Raw genomic sequence first — 20,532 nt, forward strand, 5'->3', positions numbered from 1 at the left:
TAAAGGCGAGTGTGTCAATTCAATTTAGTCACATTAACATCGAATATTGCCAAGTATAACTAAATAGCTACAGCTGGATGCTGCAGATTAAAATAAATTTATCCGGCTAGAGGCATGTTGAATAGCCGGATAAATTATATGGTATTTATACTTAAGTCAGGCCAACCCATTTGCTATCACGGCTGGAAGATCTGACACAGGCATCCACAAAGCGAACACCCAAAAGCCCATCATCAACCGTTGGGTATATCACGCCCTCTGGGCAGACAGTACCATTGCGCTTGGCAATAATCGCCTCTGCTGCATCGCTATAGATGTTCGCAAACCCTTCTAGATAACCTTCTGGATGACCGGCTGGCACGCGGCTTACGCGTCCTGCAGCTTCGCCAGCGCCTGCACCATTGCGCGTAATCAAGCGTTTTGGCTCACCAAATGGCGTGTACCAAAGATAGTTCGGGTCTTCTTGCGCCCATTCTAGACCGCCTTTTTCACCATAGATGCGAAGGCGCAAATTGTTCTCGTTACCCGGTGCTACTTGGCTGCACCAAAGCATCCCGCGCGCACCGCCTTTATAACGCAACATCACATGTGCGTTGTCATCGACCGGACGACCGTCAACAAAGGCCTGCAAGTCAGCAGACAGACTTTCAAGCTCAAGCCCTGAAACAAAGGCGGCAAGATTGAACGCATGCGTTCCTATATCGCCCGTGGAACCACCAGCACCGGAACGGCTTGGATCTGTTCGCCACTCTGCCTGTTTAACGTCTTGATGCTCTGCCAGCCAATCCTGCGCATACTCAACTTGAACAACCCTTATTTTGCCAAGCAGGCCGTTTTGAACCATCTCACGCGCCTGACGCGTCATCGGGTAACCCGTATAGTTATGCGTTAAAATAAACAAAGCATCTGAAGCTTCTGACGCCTTTACCATTCTCACGGCATCAGCGACATTGGATGTCAGCGGTTTATCGCAAATGACATGAATGCCGCGTTTTAAAAACTCGCGTGCTGCCGCATAGTGCACATGGTTCGGCGTAACGATAGCCACCGCTTCAATGCCATCTTTTAAACGCGCCTCACGAATGGCCATCTGTTTAAAGTCATCATAAATGCGGTCAGGCGCAAGACCTAATGCTGCCCCAGATGCTTGAGCTTTTTGAGGTGTTGATGACAAAGCGCCAGCAACAAGCCGGTACTTATCATCAATGCGTGAAGCGATACGGTGAACACCGCCAATGAATGCATCATTGCCGCCGCCAACCATTCCCAAACGAATTGGGCCTTCATGCTTTTCGTCTCGACCTTGGATAGCCATAATTAGTTCTCCAGTCCTAGCATTGCGCGGTTTGCGGCTTCGTCCGTCCCACCATCGGCAAAATCGTCAAATGCACGTTCTGTAACGCGAATGATATGATCGCTCACGAATTGCGCGCCTTCACGTGCCCCGTCTTCAGGATGTTTCAAACAGCATTCCCATTCGACCACGGCCCAGCCGTCAAAATCATTGGCTGCCATTTTTGAGAAAATTGCGCCGAAATCAACCTGGCCATCGCCAAGGCTTCTAAAGCGACCAGCGCGATCTACCCAATTTTGAAATCCGCCATACACACCTTGGCGGCCTGTAGGATTAAATTCGGCATCCTTTACATGGAACATTTTGATGCGATCTTTGTAGATGTCGATGTGATCGATATAATCCAAACACTGCAAAACAAAATGCGACGGATCATAGAGCATGTTGCAACGCGCATGATTACCCACACGTTCTAAAAACATCTCGAATGTCACACCGTCATGCAAATCTTCGCCCGGATGAATTTCATAGCAAACATCAACACCGCAAGAATCGGCATGATCAAGGATGGGGCGCCAACGCTTAGCCAGTTCGTCAAATGCTGTTTCCACCAATCCAGCAGGGCGCTGCGGCCAAGGGTAGATATAAGGCCAAGCCAGTGCACCAGAGAAGGTCGCATGCTGCGCAATATCCATGTTCTTAGATGCGGACAAGGCTTTCATGACCTGATCAACGGCCCATTCTTGACGTGCTTTTGGGTTGCCTTGCACTTGCGGTGCGGCAAAACCATCAAATGCGGCGTCATAGGCAGGATGAACGGCGACAAGTTGGCCTTGCAGATGCGTTGACAGTTCTGTCACTTCAATGCCGTTTTCTTTCGCCTTACCCTTAAACTCATCGCAATAATCGCGTGATTGTGACGCTGTATCCAAATCGAACAAACGCGCGTCCCAGCTTGGAACCTGCACACCCTTATAGCCGCAATCAGCGGCCCATTTGGTTATAGCATCCCAAGAATTAAAAGGGGCTTCATCGCCAGCGAATTGAGCAAGGAAAAGCGCAGGGCCTTTGATCGTTTTCATAAAATCCTCCAAGAGTGAAATGCGGGGGCGCAGTTCATCAGCGCCCCCGCAGCATTAATTTTAGAACGGTGAGTCGGGGAAGTAAAACTGCTCAGCGTTATCTTTGTTGATGAGTGTGGCACCAAGAATATAACGGCCAGCAACCGGTCCATTAGACTTGAAAGATGCAACAGTTAAATCCATTGCTGTTGCCAACATCGCTGGTGGATAAAGCACGTCGATTGGCTGCAATTCGCTGCCATCCATAATGCCTTTGATTGTTTCTTTCATACCAGCACCGCCGACAACGAACATACCATCGCCATCACGTCCAGCTTGTTTAAGTGCAGCAACAACACCAATTGCGATATCATCATCCTGAGCCCAAACAGCATCAATATCTGGGAAGCGGCTTAGAAAATCCTGCATGACTTCGAAACCATCATCACGGTTCCAGTTTGCATATTTCTGGTCAAGCACATTAATGCCAGAGCCCTCAATTTCAGCCATGAACGCATCATAACGCTCATTGTCGATTGTTGTCGGAATACCGCGAAGGATCACGATATTATCTCCTGATTCCAAACGACCTTTCATGTACTGCGCAGATACGCGGCCAAGTTCAGGGTTGTTGCCGGCAACGTAGATATCTTCGATGCCTTCTTTGCTCAGACCACGGTCAACAACGGTGATAAATGCGCCTGATTTTTTAACATTGATAACCGGATCCGTTAGCGGGTCGGATTCAAATGGCAAAACAACGAGCGCGTCGATCTTGTTGACTGAAACCATATCTTCTAATGCGCTCGCCTGCGCTGCTGGATCTGGCGAATTCACAAGCACAAGATCGATATCAGGATAAAGCGCTTCAAGACGCTTTTCAGCCTGTTCTGCATGCCAGTTCATGCCGGATGCCCATGCATGTGTTGGCGTTGGATAAGATACACCTATCGTGATTTTATCTTGAGCAATTGCTGATCCTGAAAGCACCACAGCGGTACCCAAGGCCAGAGCCATTATTGATTTCTTGAACATAGTTTCCTCCTCATAAGTTCAAAATTAATACGAAACACACTTTATTGATGAACGGGGACTGCCCCGCTCAAAGCAATTTTTAAAATCTCAAACCTTCTTTTTGCTCCAGTCTGCGCGCTGAAGCCAAACTGCCGTAATGATGATCAAGCCCTGCATCGTACCGTTTAGGTAGTTGGAGATCACATCTGTAAAATTGAGAATATTGCCGATGGTCGTTAAAATCAGCGCACCTAAAATGGTGCCGCCAACACGGCCATAACCGCCTTTAAGGACTGTACCGCCGATAATCACAGCCGCGATTGCTTCCAACTCCCACAAAACACCCGTTGAGGCAGAAGCTGAACCAAGGCGCGGCACATAAATTATTGTCGCAAGCGCAACGCAAAATCCCTGAATGACATAGGTTGTTGTTTTGATACGATCGACATTAACCGCTGAATATTTCGCAACGCTCTCATTTGAACCGATCGCCGTGCAATAGCGTCCAAAGGCTGTGCGGTTTAGAATGACCCAGCCAGCAACAGCTACACCTATGAAAACCCAGACAGGGATCGGCAGTCCTGCGAAACTATCATAATAGACAGGACGGTATGTGCCGCGCAGGTCAAAGCTTAGTGACAAGGTTCCACCATCTGCAAAGTAAGTAACAAGCGAGCGGTAAATACCCATTGTTCCCAGCGTCACGATAAATGCTTCGATTTTTCCTTTTGTCGTCAGAACGCCGTTAATCCAGCCAGCGCCAACGCCCAAAATAAGGCTACAACCGCAACCGATTAAAATCGTCGTTACGCCAGCGCCAAATGTGCCGATTAGATTATTCATGATGATGATCATGACGCCGGAAATAACAGCTGCCATGGACCCAACAGAAAGGTCAATTCCGCCAGCAGTGATAACAAATGTTGCGCCCACCGCAATAATGCCAATGAAGGCGGAACGCGTAAGCAAGTTTGTAATATTGCCTTCGCTTAAAAAGGCTGAATTGAGCGAGTAGCCAACGATGCACAGTATCAACAGTGCCAGCGCTGGACCCATCGCTTTTAAGTCAAGCCGGAATGCCCTTTTGCTTTGCTTATTTATGACTTCAGTATCGGACATCAACTTGCCTCCTTAAGGCCGGCTGCATAGCGCATAATTTCATTCTCATTAATTTCATTGCCAGACAGAACGCCCATTATTCGCCCTTCCCGCATGACGAATACGCGATGGCAAATGCCGATGATTTCAGGCATCTCCGACGAGATCACGACAACCGAAACGCCTTCTGCAGCGAGCGCTGCAATGAAGTGATAAATCTGTTGTTTCGTGCCTACATCGATACCACGCGTCGGCTCATCCACGATGATAACGCGCGGGTCAGTTTCCATCATTTTGGCAAGCAAAAGCTTTTGCTGATTACCGCCGGACAAGTCGCCCACACTTATATCTGCGTCACGTGTTCGAATATCAAAACGGCGAATGCCGCGCGCAAGTGCTTTTTCTTCTGCCTTCTGATCGATCATCATATTTTTGATGAACTTAGGAAGCGAAAACAGGCTCATATTGGGCGCCATTTTCTGCGCGAGTAAAAGCCCCTTACCTTTTCGGTCTTTAGTCAAATAGGAAAGGCCAGCATTACGTGCCTGTGACACGGATTTATAATTGACGACTTCGTTGTTGAACCGAACAACACCTGAATCAACAGGAAGAAGGCCGCAAATCGCCTCAAACAATTCAGTACGACCAGAACCAACAAGGCCGGAGAACCCAAGTATCTCGCCCTTGCGTAAATCGAAGCTGACATTTTTTACTTTACCAGCACTAAGATTTTCTGCAGCCAAAATGACAGGTGCATCAACATCCACCTCATCCATTGGCGGATACAAATCGGACAATTCACGCCCAACCATCATTTGAGCCATGTCGTCTAGAGACAACGTCGATGTGGGCTTGGTTCCTATCCATTGGCCGTCGCGCATAATCGTGACGCGGTCAGAAATCTCTTTCACTTCGGCAAGCTTATGCGAGACAAAGACAATACCAACGCCGCGCTTTTTCAGCTGCTTAACCTGCTGGAAAAACAGTTCTGTTTCAGACGGCGTTAGAACAGCTGTTGGCTCATCCATAATAAGAATGCGCGCATTACGGTTCATCGCCTTCGTGATTTCGACCATTTGCTTTTGCGCAATAGACAAATCAGAAATCCGCGCAGTCGGTGCGATATCCAATCCAACCTGCTCTAAAAGTACTTCAACCTGACGGCGCATGGTCAAGCGATCTAAAAATCCACGTGATGTTAGCTCACGCCCGAGGAAAATATTTTCCTCTACAGTCATCTGTTCTGCAAGGTTGAGTTCTTGGTGAATGAGAACAATGCCTAAATCTTCTGCTTCGCCATTAGGCGGAAGATCGGTCTGCGCACCATCCAATAAAATACTGCCAGAGGTTGGCGGCTCAAAGCCAGCCAAAATTTTCATAAGCGTTGATTTTCCAGCGCCATTCTCACCGATCAGGGCGTGAACTTCACCTTCGCATATATCAAAACTAACGCTAAAAAGTACGGGAACTGCGCCGAAGGATTTGCTAATCCTATTGGCAGCCAAAACACACTTAGGCGCATTTGCGCTGTATTCCATAGCCCCTCCTCCCAAAGGCGCCAGCATTTGCCAGCCGCATTTATGTAAACCTTTTCATTAGCGATGTAAACCTTTACATAATCACCTCAGTCTCTATTGGCAGTGGAAAAGAATGCTTTTTTCGACACTGGACGCATACAATAGATTAAACTGATTTGATTGGGTGTAATTCAAACCCATTAAAGCGAAGGAACGGCATTGGATAAAATCCCTGCAAAACAAGCGACCATCGATGATGTAGCAAAACTTGCAGGTGTGTCGATTGCAACGGTTAGCCGCGCTTTGCACCTGCCGGAAAAAGTATCCGAGAGCACCCGCAAGAAGGTTACAGCAGCGATTGCACGTACAGGCTACCGCGCAAACGCAATGGCGCAAAACCTTCGCATGCAGCGATCCAAGATGGTCATGGTGCTGGCGCGTTCAATTTCTGATTCCAATTTTCCAGGTATTTTAACCGGACTAGAACGGGTCGCAAATGCGCGCGGCTACGGGTTACTTATTGGCTCGACCGAAGGCAATGTTGAGCTGGAAGAAAACTATACGCGCTTTATGGCGTCTGGCATGGCCGATGGCTTGATATTGCTTACAGGAAGCATGCCAACGTCTTCTTGGCGGCACGGGCCTGCGAAAAGATTACCGCCTATGGTGTCTGTCTCACACCCGATAGATCATGCGGATGTAAGCTATGTTGGCGTTGATAATTTTAGCGCCTCTAAGCTCGCCGTTGAGTATTTAATTTCGCTTGGCCACCGACGTATCGCCTATATCTCAGGCCCGCAAGGAGACACAATTTCAGAGCTTCGCCACCAAGGATATTGCGCGGCGCTTGCCAATGCTTTTGACGAAAGTTTGGTTTGGAAAGTCAATGGAAATGGCACAAGCGAAGGCGGACGCGCTGCGATTGAACGCCTGTTTATCAAGGATACTCTGCCGACGGCATTTTTTTGCTACAACGACAATACTGCCATCGGCGCGATTAGCGCTATTCAATCACGTGGCCTCACTGTGCCAAAAGATTTTTCAGTCATAGGCTTTGATGACATACCTTTTGCGAGCAATGTAACACCATCGCTCACGACTATTCGTCAGCCCCGCAGCCAAATCGGCGAAATGGCCATGAACCATTTGCTGGATAATTTACCTGATCGGAGCATTCCTATCGAGAGCGCTCTTTTGCACGGTGATCTCATTGTGCGCAGCTCATGTGCTGGCCCAAGAACGCAGTTTTAAAACGCCCCTTATACGCAACGAGCAATGCTGCTCGTTCTTAATAAAGAACAGTGGGCAGCCAATTGGCGATTGAAGGGACGAACCAAATTATCATCATGCCCAACAATTGCAGACCGATAAACGGTGCAACACCTGCATAGATCATGCCGGTCGTAATTTCCTTAGGCGCAGCACCGCGCAAATAGAATAAAGAAAACCCAAAAGGCGGCGTTAAAAACGATGTCTGCAAATTGATCGCAACCAAAATTGCCAACCAATAAGGATCATGACCCATCAAGATCAGCGGCGGAATAATCAACGGAAGCAAGATAACCGTGATCTCAACAAAATCGAGGAAGAAGCCTAGAACAAAGATCAACACCATGCAGAAGAGCAGCGCCCCTTGAGGACCGCCCGGCATGTGTCCTAGCAACTCTTCGACCCGCTCTTCACCGCCAAGGCCGATAAAAACGAGCGAAAAAATACTGGCGGTCACAATGGTCGCAAAGATCATCGACGTGACTGTCATGGTCTGTGTCATTGCGGGTAGCAAGATACCAGAGCGCCATGCGCGATTAAGCGAAACAATGATTGCTGCAACGCCTATGATCGCAAGAATGATATAAACGCCGCCCAATAGAAAATCTGCAATTTCCAGATCATTACGCTGGAAACGTACAGGCGCAATACCAGCAGCAATACCGAGAAAAAACAGTGCTGCTGCGCCGAACAAGATCAATTTCACAGAACCACCGCTTCGGTGTCCAGCCATAAGCAATGCGCCCATAGCGCCGACAGATGCAGCCTCGGTTGGTGTTGCCACGCCGCCAAGAATTGCGCCCAGCACCGCTATGATCAACAAGATCGGCGGCACGACAGCGGTAAAGATTGCTTCACGCGATGGCTTTTCCATCAGATCGGTTGCTGCTGGCGCATCGGTTGGTATGAGCCAAGCTCGTAGCAAAATGTAAATTATATAGATCGAAACCAGCATAAAGCCTGGCAGTAATGCACCAGCAAAAATTTGCCCCACTGAAATCGTCTCAATATTAAATTTGCCTTGCGCATATTGCGCTTGCTGAAACGAGTTAGACATCACATCTGACAGGATGATCAGCAATGTTGATGGCGGAATGATTTGCCCTAATGTGCCGGATGTACACACAATGCCAGAAGCTAATCTAGGATTATATCCACTGCGCAACATGGTCGGCAAAGCGATCAATCCCATCGCGATAACTGTAGCACCCACAATGCCAGTTGAGGCAGCAAGCATTGCGCCCACAATAACAACAGACAATCCAAGCCCGCCGCGCAGGCCGCCGAACAATTGCCCCATCGTTTCTAGCAACTCCTCAGCGATCCGGCTTTTTTCAAGCACAACGCCCATGAAGACAAACAATGGAATGGCGATAAGAACGCTATTGGTTAGAACACCAAACACGCGTTGCCCAAGTGCGCCCAGAAGACTGATATCCATTGTACCGGTCAGCCACCCAAGAAAGGCAAAAATGATCGCAATGCCTGAAATACTGAACGATACGGGAAAGCCCATTAGGATACAGCCGATAAGGGCTGCAAACATAAGAAGGTCTAGTGGCAAGGTCACAAAGCTTCTCCTCTGCGACGCAGAATATTTGCCAATAGGCATGATATGGATTGTATAATGAGCAAGCCGCAAAAAGCTGGAATAAGCGATTTCAGCAAGAAGGAAGCAGGAATGCCACCGACCGAAATCGGGCCTTCCAAAATCTTCCATGAATTGGCGACCGAAGGCCACGACCAATAAGCAAGAATGGCCATTGAAGGAATAAGCAAGACGAGATGCCCGAATATATCAATGGTGGCTTTTCGTTTTATATCGGAACTTGCGTAGAAAATATCGACACGCACATGGTCGTCGACCAGAAGCGTATATCCGGCACCCAACATAAATAGCGTCGAGTGAAGGTATAAAACGCTTTCATTGACAGCAATGCTGCTGAAGCCAAAAACGTAGCGAAACAGAACAATGGCGAACTGAATGAGAACCATAAGGATCGCAGCCCAACGCACAACCAATCCCACATTACGATTGATGGCGTCCAATCTTCCAATCAACTTCTGCATTGCTTCTCCCAAGGCAAAATGCCGGCGGCTTTGACGTCGCCGGCAGTGATTTTATAATCAGTAATTCAGCACAGATGCACGTGCGTTCATTTGACCGTTATCGGCATAGACCATGTAGCGGCCAACTGAATCGCGGTAAGCAACGAAGCTTTCAGCAATACGCTTGACCAGCTCATCATCATCATCGCGCAAATCAGAGATTACTTCTTCGCCCGCTTTGCCCATCGCGGCGATAATATCGTCGGGCAGCTTTTTGACCTGAACACCTTCTTCATCAACCAGCTTTTTAAGCGCAAGCGCATGCTTGGTTGTGTATTCAGTCCAGACCGGATTGTAGAGGCTCTCACAAGCAAGGCTAACCGCCATTTTCAGATCATCTGGCAATTCATTATAAACCTTCGCGTTTACAGCACATTCTTCTGCAGAAGAAGGCTCACCCACACCTGGCCAATAGTAATTCTTGGCAACTTGATGGAAGCCAAGCGCACTATCAGACCAAGGTCCGATAAATTCACCAGCATCAAGAGCGCCGGATTGAAGCGCCTGAAACATATCGCGGCCACCCATCGCTTGAACAGCCATACCAAGCTTTGAACACATCTCCGAAGCAAGGCCTGTGGTGCGGAATTTCAATCCCTTCAAATCTTCGACCGAGTTTAGCTCATTTTTAAACCAACCCTGCCACTGCGGGCCAGAATTGCCACACAGAAATGGTTTCAAGTCAAAACGGCCATACATTTCATCATAGAGTTCTTGGCCGCCGCCATGAGCAAGCCAGCCAACTTGCTCGTCAGCGCGCAAACCAAATGGCTGGGAACCAAACATCAAAATACCTTTTGACTTTGAACCCCAATAAGCAGGCACAGCATGGTAGAGTTCAGCAGTTCCTTCGCTAACGGCATCAAACACGCCGTTGCCTGGAACCAGTTCACCAGCAGCAAATAGCTTCACTTCAATTCGGCCACCAGAAAGAGCCGTGATACGGTCAGCAAGCATTTGCGCTGCAACGCCTGGGCCAGGTAAATTTTTCGGCCATGCCGTTACCATTTTCCACTGACGTATATCTTGCGCGATTGCCGGCGCAGCCAGACCCATTGTTGAAGCGGCAGCTGCCCCTGCAAGTCCTGTTGTGATAAATTGTCTTCTTTTCATAACTTTACTCCTCCAGTTTTAGTTATTATTCAGTCATATGCAGCGTCGATAATAATTTCGACTTTTAGTTCTGGCCGTGCAAGCTTTGCTTCACCGCATGCACGCGCTGGCGCGAATCCTTCTGGCACCCATGCATTCCAAACTTCGTTTAATCCGTTAAAATCGCTCATATCTGCAAGCCAGATCGTGGCACGAAGCATTTTTTCGCGTGACGATCCCGCTTGACTTAAAAGCGCATCAACACGTGATAGACATTCTTTGGTCTGATCTTGGATCGTTGCGCCTTCCCCTACCTGCCCGGTGAGGTAAGCAACGCCATTATACTTCACTATTTTTGACGCTCTTGCATTGGTTTCAATCCGCTCGATCATGTCATGTCCTTTTTTCATTAATGCGTTCAGCTAACCCTCAAACTTGCTGAAAGTCTATCGCCAGCGCGATTAGAGAATAGCTGGAAGATTAAGGTTATGTTCACGCGCGCACTCAATGGCTTCCTCATATCCTGCGTCTGCATGACGCCAAACACCGGACGCTGGATCATTCCAAAGAACTCTTTCCAACCGCTTAGCCGCAGCCTCAGTACCATCGGCACAAATCACGACACCTGAATGTTGTGAGAAGCCCATGCCAACGCCGCCGCCATGGTGGATGGACACCCAAGTTGCACCCGAAGCTGTGTTGACCAATGCATTGAGAAGCGGCCAATCAGACACCGCATCAGAGCCATCTTTCATGGCTTCCGTTTCACGGTTCGGAGAGGCAACCGAGCCTGAATCAAGATGATCGCGGCCAATGACAACGGGCGCTTTCAATTCACCAGATGCCACCATTTCATTGAACGCTAATCCGGCTTTGTGCCTGTCGCCCAAACCGATCCAGCAAATACGAGCTGGCAAGCCCTGAAACGCAATCCGGTCACGCGCCATATCCAACCAATTGTGCAGATGCTCATTATCTGGAAACAGCTCTTTCATCTTGGCGTCGGTTTTATAAATATCCTCTGGATCACCAGACAGGGCACACCAGCGGAAGGGACCGATACCGCGGCAGAAAAGAGGTCTTATGTAAGCTGGAACGAAGCCGGGGAATGCAAACGCATCTTCTAGGCCTTCATCCAAAGCGACCTGACGAATGTTGTTGCCATAATCGAGCGTCGGGACACCAGCATTCCAGAAATCCACCATTGCTTTGACATGAATTTTCATGCTGGCGCGAGCAGCTTTTTCAACTTCTTTGGGGGCGCTTTCACGTTTTTCGCGCCACTCAGCCATTGTCCAACCTTGCGGCAAATATCCATTGATTGGATCGTGCGCGCTGGTCTGGTCCGTTACGATATCAGGACGGATACCGCGCTTGTATAGTTCAGGGAAAATATCTGCAGCATTACCCAATAGCGCAACGGATTTTGCTTCACCAGCTTTGGTCCAGCGCTCAATCAATTCAAGCGCCTCATCAAGGCTTTCTGTTTTTTCATCAATGTATCGGGTGCGAAGGCGGAAATCGATGCTGTCGGGATTACACTCAACCGCCAGACAACAGGCACCCGCCATGACAGCTGCCAATGGTTGCGCGCCGCCCATGCCGCCAAGGCCGCCGGTCAATATCCACTTGCCAGTCAAATCACCATTATAATGCTGACGGCCTGCCTCTGCGAAAGTCTCATATGTGCCTTGCACGATGCCCTGACTGCCGATGTAAATCCATGATCCAGCAGTCATCTGGCCATACATCGCCAGACCTTTTTTATCGAGTTCATTAAAATGATCCCAATTGGCCCAATGTGGCACTAAGTTCGAATTGGCGATCAAGACGCGTGGCGCATCCACATGGGTTTTAACAACAGCAACGGGCTTACCTGATTGAACAAGCAAGGTCTCATCTTCATTCAGTTTTTTGAGGCTATCGACGATAAGATCGAAATCCTTCCATGTACGCGCTGCGCGCCCAATGCCGCCATAAACAACCAGTTCATGTGGGTTTTCTGCGACATCTGGATGTAGATTATTCATCAACATGCGCATTGGCGCTTCGGTCAACCAGCTCTTACAGGTGATCTCAGTTCCGGTCGGCGGATATATATCGCGTTGATTGTGTCTAGGATTGATCGGCGTGTTCATGCTCTTTCTCCCTGTGCAGGTGAAAATTTTTCGAGTTGTTTTAAAATATCATCAAGATGGACACGCAGGCGCTTGGCCTTGTGCGCATCATAATCGAAGGGCAATTGCTCTGTTTGTAAATAATTGGCTTGTGCCAATTCCATCTGAATAGCGTGGAAGCCTTCAGCCGGTTTTCCGTAGTGACGCGTGGTCCAACCACCTTTGAAGCGGCCATTGAGAACGTTGGTGAAACCGTCTGCATTTTTACAAATATCTACGACTGTTTTCTCAATGATTGGATCACAGGTTAAGCCACCATTTGTGCCAATATTGAAATCGGGAAGTGTTCCATCAAAAAGAAATGGGATGTTTGAGCGAATAGAATGGCAGTCATATAGGATCACGAAACCATGTATCGCATGGACGCGCTTCAACTCTGCATCAAGCGCTGCATGATATACAGCATGCCATTCTAATCTGCGCTCTTCAATTTCAGCACTTGTTGGGTCGTTGAGCCATAAGCGCTCACCATCAAAATCCGTCAAAGGAACCAGTCCGGTGGTGTTCTGCCCTGGATAAAGACTAACGCCAGATGGATCACGATTAGCATCAACAACATAGCGGTGAAACAAAGCGCGCACTGATGTGACATCTGATGACAGACCCTCATAAAGGCGATCAATATGCCAGTCGGTATCAGCAAGTGTTTTGCCTAAATCCGTCAGCTCATCAAAGATGGGTTTTGGAACAAATGTGCCTGTGTGGGGAAGCCCTAAAACGATAGGACTGCTGCCTTGTTTGACGTCTACCGGCTTCATGCAGGCACCTCATCAATCGAGGCTATTAACCCGGCTGCTTGAGACAACGCACCAGCCTGTACTAATTCTGTTACAGACTTCAAATCGCTCGCCATAAAGCGATCATCTTTGACCGCAGGAATATCCGTGCGAATGCGTTTAATTACGTTTTGCAATTCTGGGCTGGTTTTGAGCGGGGCGCGGAACTCAATTCCTTGGGCCGCACACAGCATCTCCACCCCGATGATCACATTCAGATTGGCATTCATGCGCAGCAAACGCCTTGCGCCATGGGCTGCCATAGAAACGTGATCTTCTTGGTTGGCTGATGTCGGTGTTGAATCCGTAGAGCATGGATTAGCCAAATGCTTGTTTTCACTCATCAGTGCCGCAGTTGTCACTTCCGCAATCATAAAGCCTGAGTTAAGGCCCGGCTCAGGTGTCAAAAACGGCGGCAAATCATGCGAGAGTGTCGGATCCACCATCAACGCGACACGGCGCTGTGCAATGGCACCAATTTCAGCGATTGCAATTGCAATTTGATCGGCTGCGAATGCCACAGGCTCGGCATGGAAATTACCGCCCGAAACAATCAAACCGCTTTCAACCAAAACCAGCGGGTTATCTGAAACAGCATTTGCTTCAATCTCTAATGTGCGTCCGGCAAAATCCAGTAGATCAAGCGCTGCGCCCGATACCTGTGGCTGGCAACGGATACAATAAGGGTCTTGCACACGTGTATCGCCTTCGCGGTGGCTTTCTCTGATTTCTGAGCCAGCCATCAATTCGCGCATTGCTGCCGCAACACGGATTTGACCACGATGACCGCGCAGCGCATGAATTTCTTCTAGCAAGGGCGCTGTTGACCCCATGATTGCGTCAGTCGACAATGATGCGGACACAAGACATTGCTGCAAATTATTGCGCGCTTCAAACAAGCCAACCAAGGCGCATGCTGTTGAAAACTGCGTTCCGTTTATCAGACCAAGACCTTCTTTGGGACCAAGCACATGCGGTGCCATGCCTGCTTTTTTCAGCGCTTCGGCAGCCGTCATTCTTTCATTTTGAAAATATGCTTCGCCCTCCCCAATCATCGCTGCCGCCATATGAGCAAGAGGTGCAAGATCACCAGACGCACCAACAGAACCTTGAACTGGGACAATTGGTGTTACGCTTTTCTCAAGCATGTTCTCGATCATGGAAATGGTTTCCAATGATACGCCTGATGCGCCGCGCCCTAAGGAAAGTAATTTTAGAACCATCATCAAACGGGTCGTTGAAATTTCCAATGGTTCACCAACGCCGCAGCAGTGGGAAAGCACAAGATTGCGCTGAAGCTGTGCTGTGTCTTCAGGTTTAATCTTCATGCTAGCGAGTTTACCAAAACCGGTATTCACGCCATAAACCGCTTCAGTTCCGGCCGCGCATTTGGCAACAAGCTCTGCGGCTTTCTCAATCGCGGGCTGCGCTGATGAATCAAGCGTAACCGATAGATTGTTCATCCAGATTTCTCGCAACTGAGAAAGTGTTGCTGATCCGGGTGTCAGAACGAGGCTCATAGTTTTCCTCCAAACATACGTTTGTAAAGCGGGTTAAATCCAATGCGATAAGATAGCTCGGCAGGATGCTCGATATCCCAAATGGCAAGGTCAGCTCTGGTGCCAGCTTTGATGAGGCCAGCATCATCAATGCCCAGCGCTAGAGCCGCATTGTGCGTGATGCCTTCAAGGGTTTCTTGCGGTGTCATTCTGAACAATGTGCAAGCCATATTCATGGTCAATAACAGCGAGGTTATTGGCGATGATCCAGGGTTGCAGTCTGTCGCTAATGCCATCGGAACTTTGTGCTTACGAAAAGCTTCAATTGGCGGCGCTTGAGTTTCACGAATTGTGTAATATGCGCCGGGCAAAATGACAGCAACGCTACCGCTTTTCGCCATTGCCGCAGCATCGTCATCATTGGCATATTCCAAATGATCGGCAGACAGCGCGCCGAATTCTGCCGCAAGCTGTGTGCCGCCAAGGTTAGACAATTGCTCAGCGTGAAGTTTTACGCGAATGCCCAAGGCGTTCGCTTTTTCAAATACGCGGCGAATTTGATCTGGCGAAAAAGCAATGCCTTCGCAAAAGCCATCGACCGCATCCACCAATCCTTCTGCATGCGCAGCTTCAAGTGCGGGTATACAAACTTCATCAATATAAGCATCGGCGTTTCCGCTATATTCTTCAGGCACGGCATGCGCACCAAGGAAACTTGTTTTCACGGTAATTTCACGGTGCTTTTCAATGCTACGCGCCACACGCAACATTTTAAACTCGGTCTCTAAATCCAAACCATAACCGGATTTTATTTCAATCGTAGTGACACCTTCACCTAGCAAAGCATCAACACGTTTTAAAGCGTCTTCAAGCAAGGCCGTCTCATCAGCTTGACGGGTTGCTGTGACGGTTGAAACAATGCCGCCGCCAGCTCTTGCGACCTCTTCATAGGACGCGCCATTTAAAAGCATTTCAAATTCATTGGCGCGGTTGCCGCCATGAACAATGTGCGTGTGGCAGTCGATTAAGCCGGGGGTTATCAGCCGCCCTTCAAGATCAATTTTCTCATGACCGCTTGCTTCAGCGGGAAGATCATCCCCCGCTCCAACCCACTCGATCATCCGCCCTTTAACAAGAACAGCACCATTTTTGAGCAGCCCATAAGGGGTGTCTTGATGCATCGTGGCAAGTGTAGCGTTGGTCAGTAGCATAAATTTTACCGTTGTTAAGTGCGCTCCAATAATTTATATGTCTGCACATAATAAACTGTCAAGGAAGAATTTTATGACCGTGATTTGGGCCAAAACAGCTCTGCTTGCAGATGGCTGGGCAAATGATGTCCGAGTGGAATTTGATACGAATGGTAAAATTATCTCGGCGACAAAGGATCAACCGGAAGAAGGCACGGAAGTGGGCGTTCTTCTGCCCGCACCACCAAACGTGCACAGCCATGCGTTTCAGCGGGCTATGGCAGGACTTACCGAGCGGCGTGGACCTGACCCTTCCGATTCATTTTGGACATGGCGTCAATTGATGTTCCGCTTTTTGGACCGTCTAACGCCCGATCATGTGGAAGGCATTGCAGCCTTTGTTCAGATGGAAATGTTGGAAGCTGGCTATGCAACCAATGTTGAATTTCATTATCTGCACCACCAAGCTGGCGGCACACCCTATGCCAACCTTGCTGAAATGTCTGAGCGTATTGCCGCCGCAGCATCGCTTACCGGTATTGGCCTAACGTTACTGCCCGTGCATTATCAATATGGCGGCTGTGACAAGCGTCCGCTCGGCGCGGGCCAAATTCGATTTGGCAATGATTTTGAGCGTTTCGCAAAACTTCATGATCAGGCGCGCGGCATTATTGGCTCGATGCCAAATGACTGCACCCTTGGTCTTGCGCCGCACAGCCTTCGCGCTGTCGCGCCAGAAGATATAAAACAAGCTTTAGAACTTGCTGGCAATCATCCAATCCATATGCATCTTGCAGAGCAAATCCCTGAGGTCGAAGAAGTAAAATCGCATTATGGTGCACGCCCTGTCGAATGGTTTTTAGAAAACTGTGAACCCGGCCCAAACTGGTGCTTGATCCATTGCACCCAAATGGAACCACATGAAACCGCAGGATTAGCGCAGTCGGGCGCCGTTGTCGGACTTTGCCCTATAACCGAGTCCAGTCTTGGCGATGGTACATTTGACGGCGTTAGGTGGTTTAACGAAAATGGCGCAATTGCCATTGGCTCTGATTCAAATATCCGCATTTCGCTTAGCGAAGAACTACGCACTTTGGATTACTCCCAGCGCCTACGTGATAATACGCGTGCAGCATTAGCAACACCGAACCTATCCACTGGACGCAGGCTATTTGAAGCTGCCAATCATGGCGGCGCGATTGCAGCAGGCAGAAAATGCGGCGTCATTGCCAAGGACTATCTGGCTGATTTGATCGCATTGGATTATGACTGCGTTGATCTGGCGGCAAAGAGCGGTGACACCATTCTTGATACTTATATTTTTGCTGGCGATGACCGCATGGTAAAAGAAGTCTGGTCTGCTGGCCGCCATGTGGTAACCAATGGGGCACATATGAAACGTGAGAAAATTACAAACCGTTTCAAGGAAATTATGCGCCAACTCGGAGACGCAATTTGACTGGAACTGCAATCAAAAACTGGCAATCGGTTCAGCAAGAGGTTCTCAATAGGATCAATTCCAAATTATGGAAGCCTGGCGATTTAATTCCGAATGAAGCCCAGCTTGCCAGTGAATTTGGGTGCGCGCGCGCGACAGTGAACCGCGCATTACAAAATCTTGCTGACACAGGCCTGCTGGAGCGGCGGCGCAAAGCTGGAACGCGTGTTGCAACCCATCCAGTGCGCAAAGCAACACTTGATATTCCAATTATTCGTAAGGAAATCACAGGCAAGGGCTATGCTTATCGTTATGCGCTTGTCAGCACCGAAACAGTCGTTCCGCCGCGCGACATGGCCGCCCGTATGCGCCTTAAACCAGATGAAAAAATATTACACATTGTTGGCCTGCATATGGCCAATGGTGAGCCCTATGTATTTGAAAATCGCTGGATCAACTCCAATGTTGTTCCAGCTGTTCGCGATGTCGATTTTTCCAAGCAAAGCCCCAATGAATGGCTTGTCGAAAACATTCCTTTCACATCGGGCGACATTGCTTTTTCTGCTCTTTGCGCGGGCGATTTTGAAGCAGAAATGCTTTCCTGCAAAACAGGCGAAGGCCTATTCGTAATCGACAGAAGCACTTGGAAAGCAGAAGGCGCGATTACATCTGTGCGGCTCGTCTTTGCACCGGGCTACAGAATACATACAGAAATCTAACTTTGCTCGTCAGCGATAATTCGCACTCCTTCAATCAAATGCTAACGCCAATCCAAAACCACCTTACCGGATTGCCCCGATTTCATTGCCGCAAAACCTTGTTCAAAATCATCCACTTTGAAACGGTGCGTAATTACACCTGATACATCCAAACCGTTTTGCAGCATCGCGATCATTTTGTACCATGTTTCAAAAATTTCACGGCCATAAACACCCTTAATGGTAATTGCTTTGAAAACGATACGGCTCCAATCCACGGGACTTTTACCGGGCGGAATACCAAGCATTGCAATGCGGCCGCCCATGACCATCGCTTCAACCATTTGATCAAGTGCCATTTGATTGCCAGACATTTCAAGCCCAACATCAAATCCTTGCTTCATTTTTAATTTTGCTTTGATGTCGTTTAAATCTTCTTTTGCAACATTGACCGGATGCACATCTGCAACCTTGGCGGCCAATGCCAAACGCTCCGCATTTACATCTGTAATCACGACATTACGGGCACCGGCATGGCGAGCAACGGCTGCTGCCATTATGCCTATCGGGCCAGCACCAGTTACCAGCACATCCTCACCCACCAAATCAAAGCTCAACGCCGTATGAACAGCATTGCCAAGCGGGTCGAGGATTGCACCAATATCATCGCTTATTTCATCGGGAAGTGGCACCACATTAAAGGCAGGCAAGCGAAGATATTGCGCAAATGCGCCCTGCTCGTTAACGCCAATTCCTCTTGTTTCAGGATCAAGATGGAATTTCCCAGCGCGGCTTTGCCGCGAGTGCTTTCCGATCAAGTGCCCTTCACCGCTACAGCGCTGCCCTAACTGAATATCCTTGACGTCACGGCCGACTTCAACGATCTCACCGGCAAATTCATGCCCTGTTATCAACGGCACAGGCACGGTTTTTTGCGCCCATTCATCCCAGTTCCAAATATGAATATCGGTGCCGCAAATTCCGGTTTTGTTTATTTTGATCAGAACATCGTCAGGACCAATCTCTGGCACAGGTGCCGTTTGCAACCAAAGTCCTTCGCGCGGTTCTGCTTTGACAAGCGCCTTCATTTCATTGGTCATGCGAGCGCTCCAATTGCTTTGCCTGCAACTTCAAACGCATGTAGCGCACGATCAAGATCACCGCGTGTTAGCGCTGCATTCATCTGCGTGCGGATACGCGCTTGCTCGCGCGGCACAACAGGAAAGAAGAACCCGCTGACATAGACGCCTTCTTCAAACAATCGCTGTGCCATATTTTGTGTGCGCTGCGCATCGCCCAACATCACCGGAATAATCGGATGTTCGCCCGGCAAAATATCAAAGCCAAGACGTGTCAGACCCGCCCGCCAATAGGCTGCATTTTCAAAAAGCTTAGCGCGAAGGTCATCGCCCTCCCTCACCAAACGCAGCGCTTCTATTCCCGCAGCAACAATGGCAGGTGGCAAGGAGTTGGAAAACAAATAAGGACGCGAGCGCTGTCGCAATAAATCAATAATTGGCTGCGGGCCTGCAATATAGCCACCAACAGCGCCGCCAAGCGCTTTGCCGAGCGTGCCCGTTACAATATCAACTTCGACACCAAAATGTGCTGGCATACCAGCGCCTTTTGGCCCCATGAAACCTGTTGCATGGCAATCGTCGACCATAACTAAAGCGCCGTATTTTTCAGCTAGCTTTTTAATGTCTGGAAGATTGGCCAGATAACCATCCATCGAAAACACGCCATCGGTTGCAATCATGATGAAACGCGCACCATCAGCCTTGGCAGCTTTAAGCTGGTCTTCAAGATCATTCATATCGGAATTGGCATAGCGATAACGCTTTGCTTTGCACAAACGAATACCGTCAATAATTGAGGCGTGGTTCAGCGCATCAGAAATAATGGCATCTTCTGGTCCTAAGAGCGGTTCAAAAAGCCCTCCATTGGCATCGAAACATGCCGCAAACAATATGCTGTCATCTTGATTTAAAAATTGCGCCAGCTGCGTTTCAAGTTCCCTATGAAGATCTTGAGTGCCGCAAATAAAGCGAACAGAAGCCATGCCAAAGCCTTGATGATCCATTGCAGCTTTTGCTGCTGCGATAAGGTCGGGATGGTCGGCAAGGCCCAAATAATTATTGGCACAAAGATTGATAACCTGCCGTCCGCCAACGCTTATTTCTGCGCCCTGCGGCGACGTTATCATGCGTTCGCGCTTCATCATCCCATCCGCATCAATTTGCGCAAGGGTGTCGTTAATATGTTTCAGAAATGCTTGGCTCATATTCACCTCCGTTTTC

General features: G+C 48.8%; 18 protein-coding genes. 3 read left to right on the plus strand and 15 right to left on the minus strand.

The genetic code is table 11. The features are described from left to right. Window positions 1-151: 151 nt before the first annotated feature. The 5 genes from C504_RS0109070 to C504_RS0109090 form a co-directional block, all read right to left on the minus strand. Window positions 152-1,315 (minus strand): Gfo/Idh/MocA family protein, encoded by a 1,164-nt coding sequence (locus C504_RS0109070; RefSeq protein ID WP_018689019.1) that lies wholly within the window; start codon window positions 1,313-1,315, stop codon window positions 152-154. Between the two features lie 2 nt (window positions 1,316-1,317). After that, complete coding sequence (locus C504_RS0109075; RefSeq protein ID WP_018689020.1) at window positions 1,318-2,376, minus strand: sugar phosphate isomerase/epimerase family protein; 1,059 nt, start codon at window positions 2,374-2,376, stop codon at window positions 1,318-1,320. Between the two features lie 60 nt (window positions 2,377-2,436). Then, entirely contained in the window at window positions 2,437-3,390 is a 954-nt protein-coding gene (locus tag C504_RS0109080; protein WP_018689021.1) for a substrate-binding domain-containing protein, read from the minus strand. 87 nt (window positions 3,391-3,477) lie between these two features. Further along, window positions 3,478-4,488, minus strand: coding sequence for an ABC transporter permease (locus tag C504_RS0109085; protein WP_018689022.1), 1,011 nt, complete (start codon window positions 4,486-4,488; stop codon window positions 3,478-3,480). After that, the gene (locus C504_RS0109090) at window positions 4,488-6,005 is read right to left on the minus strand and encodes a sugar ABC transporter ATP-binding protein (protein WP_018689023.1); all 1,518 of its coding nucleotides are present in this window, start codon (window positions 6,003-6,005) and stop codon (window positions 4,488-4,490) included. The genes C504_RS0109085 and C504_RS0109090 overlap by 1 nt, the downstream gene beginning before the upstream one ends. A gap of 198 nt (window positions 6,006-6,203) precedes the next feature. Here C504_RS0109090 and C504_RS0109095 point away from each other — a divergent pair, with 198 nt between their 5' ends. Further along, window positions 6,204-7,235, plus strand: coding sequence for a LacI family DNA-binding transcriptional regulator (locus C504_RS0109095; RefSeq protein WP_018689024.1), 1,032 nt, complete (start codon window positions 6,204-6,206; stop codon window positions 7,233-7,235). 37 nt (window positions 7,236-7,272) lie between these two features. On the opposite strand, the gene C504_RS0109100 is transcribed toward C504_RS0109095, so the two are convergent. The 8 genes from C504_RS0109100 to hutI form a co-directional block, all read right to left on the minus strand. Then, window positions 7,273-8,823 (minus strand): TRAP transporter large permease, encoded by a 1,551-nt coding sequence (locus C504_RS0109100; RefSeq protein WP_026317345.1) that lies wholly within the window; start codon window positions 8,821-8,823, stop codon window positions 7,273-7,275. Next, a complete protein-coding gene (locus tag C504_RS0109105) occupies window positions 8,820-9,323 on the minus strand; it encodes a TRAP transporter small permease subunit (RefSeq protein WP_018689026.1) in 504 nt (167 codons plus the stop codon). Before C504_RS0109105 ends, C504_RS0109100 begins: the two co-directional genes overlap by 4 nt. A gap of 57 nt (window positions 9,324-9,380) precedes the next feature. Continuing rightward, a complete protein-coding gene (locus C504_RS0109110) occupies window positions 9,381-10,475 on the minus strand; it encodes a TRAP transporter substrate-binding protein (RefSeq protein WP_018689027.1) in 1,095 nt (364 codons plus the stop codon). 29 nt (window positions 10,476-10,504) lie between these two features. Further along, window positions 10,505-10,846, minus strand: coding sequence for a RidA family protein (locus C504_RS0109115; protein ID WP_026317346.1), 342 nt, complete (start codon window positions 10,844-10,846; stop codon window positions 10,505-10,507). A 69-nt stretch (window positions 10,847-10,915) separates the two neighbouring features. Next, complete coding sequence (gene hutU / locus C504_RS0109120; RefSeq protein ID WP_018689029.1) at window positions 10,916-12,592, minus strand: urocanate hydratase; 1,677 nt, start codon at window positions 12,590-12,592, stop codon at window positions 10,916-10,918. Then, window positions 12,589-13,389 carry an N-formylglutamate deformylase gene (gene hutG / locus C504_RS0109125; RefSeq protein ID WP_018689030.1) on the minus strand — a complete coding sequence of 267 codons (801 nt, stop codon included), beginning with the start codon at window positions 13,387-13,389 and terminating at the stop codon, window positions 12,589-12,591. Before hutG ends, hutU begins: the two co-directional genes overlap by 4 nt. Beyond that, window positions 13,386-14,927 carry a histidine ammonia-lyase gene (hutH, locus tag C504_RS0109130; protein ID WP_018689031.1) on the minus strand — a complete coding sequence of 514 codons (1,542 nt, stop codon included), beginning with the start codon at window positions 14,925-14,927 and terminating at the stop codon, window positions 13,386-13,388. Before hutH ends, hutG begins: the two co-directional genes overlap by 4 nt. Further along, entirely contained in the window at window positions 14,924-16,117 is a 1,194-nt protein-coding gene (gene hutI / locus C504_RS0109135) for an imidazolonepropionase (RefSeq protein ID WP_018689032.1), read from the minus strand. The genes hutH and hutI overlap by 4 nt, the downstream gene beginning before the upstream one ends. A 73-nt stretch (window positions 16,118-16,190) precedes the next feature. Between hutI and C504_RS0109140 the strand changes: the two genes are divergently transcribed. Together C504_RS0109140 and C504_RS0109145 are read left to right on the plus strand one after the other, a co-directional pair. Then, window positions 16,191-17,555, plus strand: a complete 1,365-nt coding sequence (locus C504_RS0109140) for a formimidoylglutamate deiminase (protein WP_018689033.1) — start codon at window positions 16,191-16,193, stop codon at window positions 17,553-17,555. After that, entirely contained in the window at window positions 17,552-18,253 is a 702-nt protein-coding gene (locus C504_RS0109145; protein ID WP_018689034.1) for a histidine utilization transcriptional repressor HutC, read from the plus strand. The genes C504_RS0109140 and C504_RS0109145 overlap by 4 nt, the downstream gene beginning before the upstream one ends. A 41-nt stretch (window positions 18,254-18,294) precedes the next feature. Here C504_RS0109145 and tdh read toward each other — a convergent pair whose 3' ends face one another. Then, complete coding sequence (gene tdh, locus C504_RS0109150) at window positions 18,295-19,332, minus strand: L-threonine 3-dehydrogenase (RefSeq protein WP_018689035.1); 1,038 nt, start codon at window positions 19,330-19,332, stop codon at window positions 18,295-18,297. Beyond that, entirely contained in the window at window positions 19,329-20,516 is a 1,188-nt protein-coding gene (locus C504_RS0109155) for a glycine C-acetyltransferase (RefSeq protein WP_018689036.1), read from the minus strand. Before C504_RS0109155 ends, tdh begins: the two co-directional genes overlap by 4 nt. Between the last annotated feature and the right edge of the window lie 16 nt (window positions 20,517-20,532).

This window comes from Ahrensia kielensis DSM 5890, from assembly GCF_000374465.1.
Lineage (GTDB): Bacteria > Pseudomonadota > Alphaproteobacteria > Rhizobiales > Rhizobiaceae > Ahrensia > Ahrensia kielensis.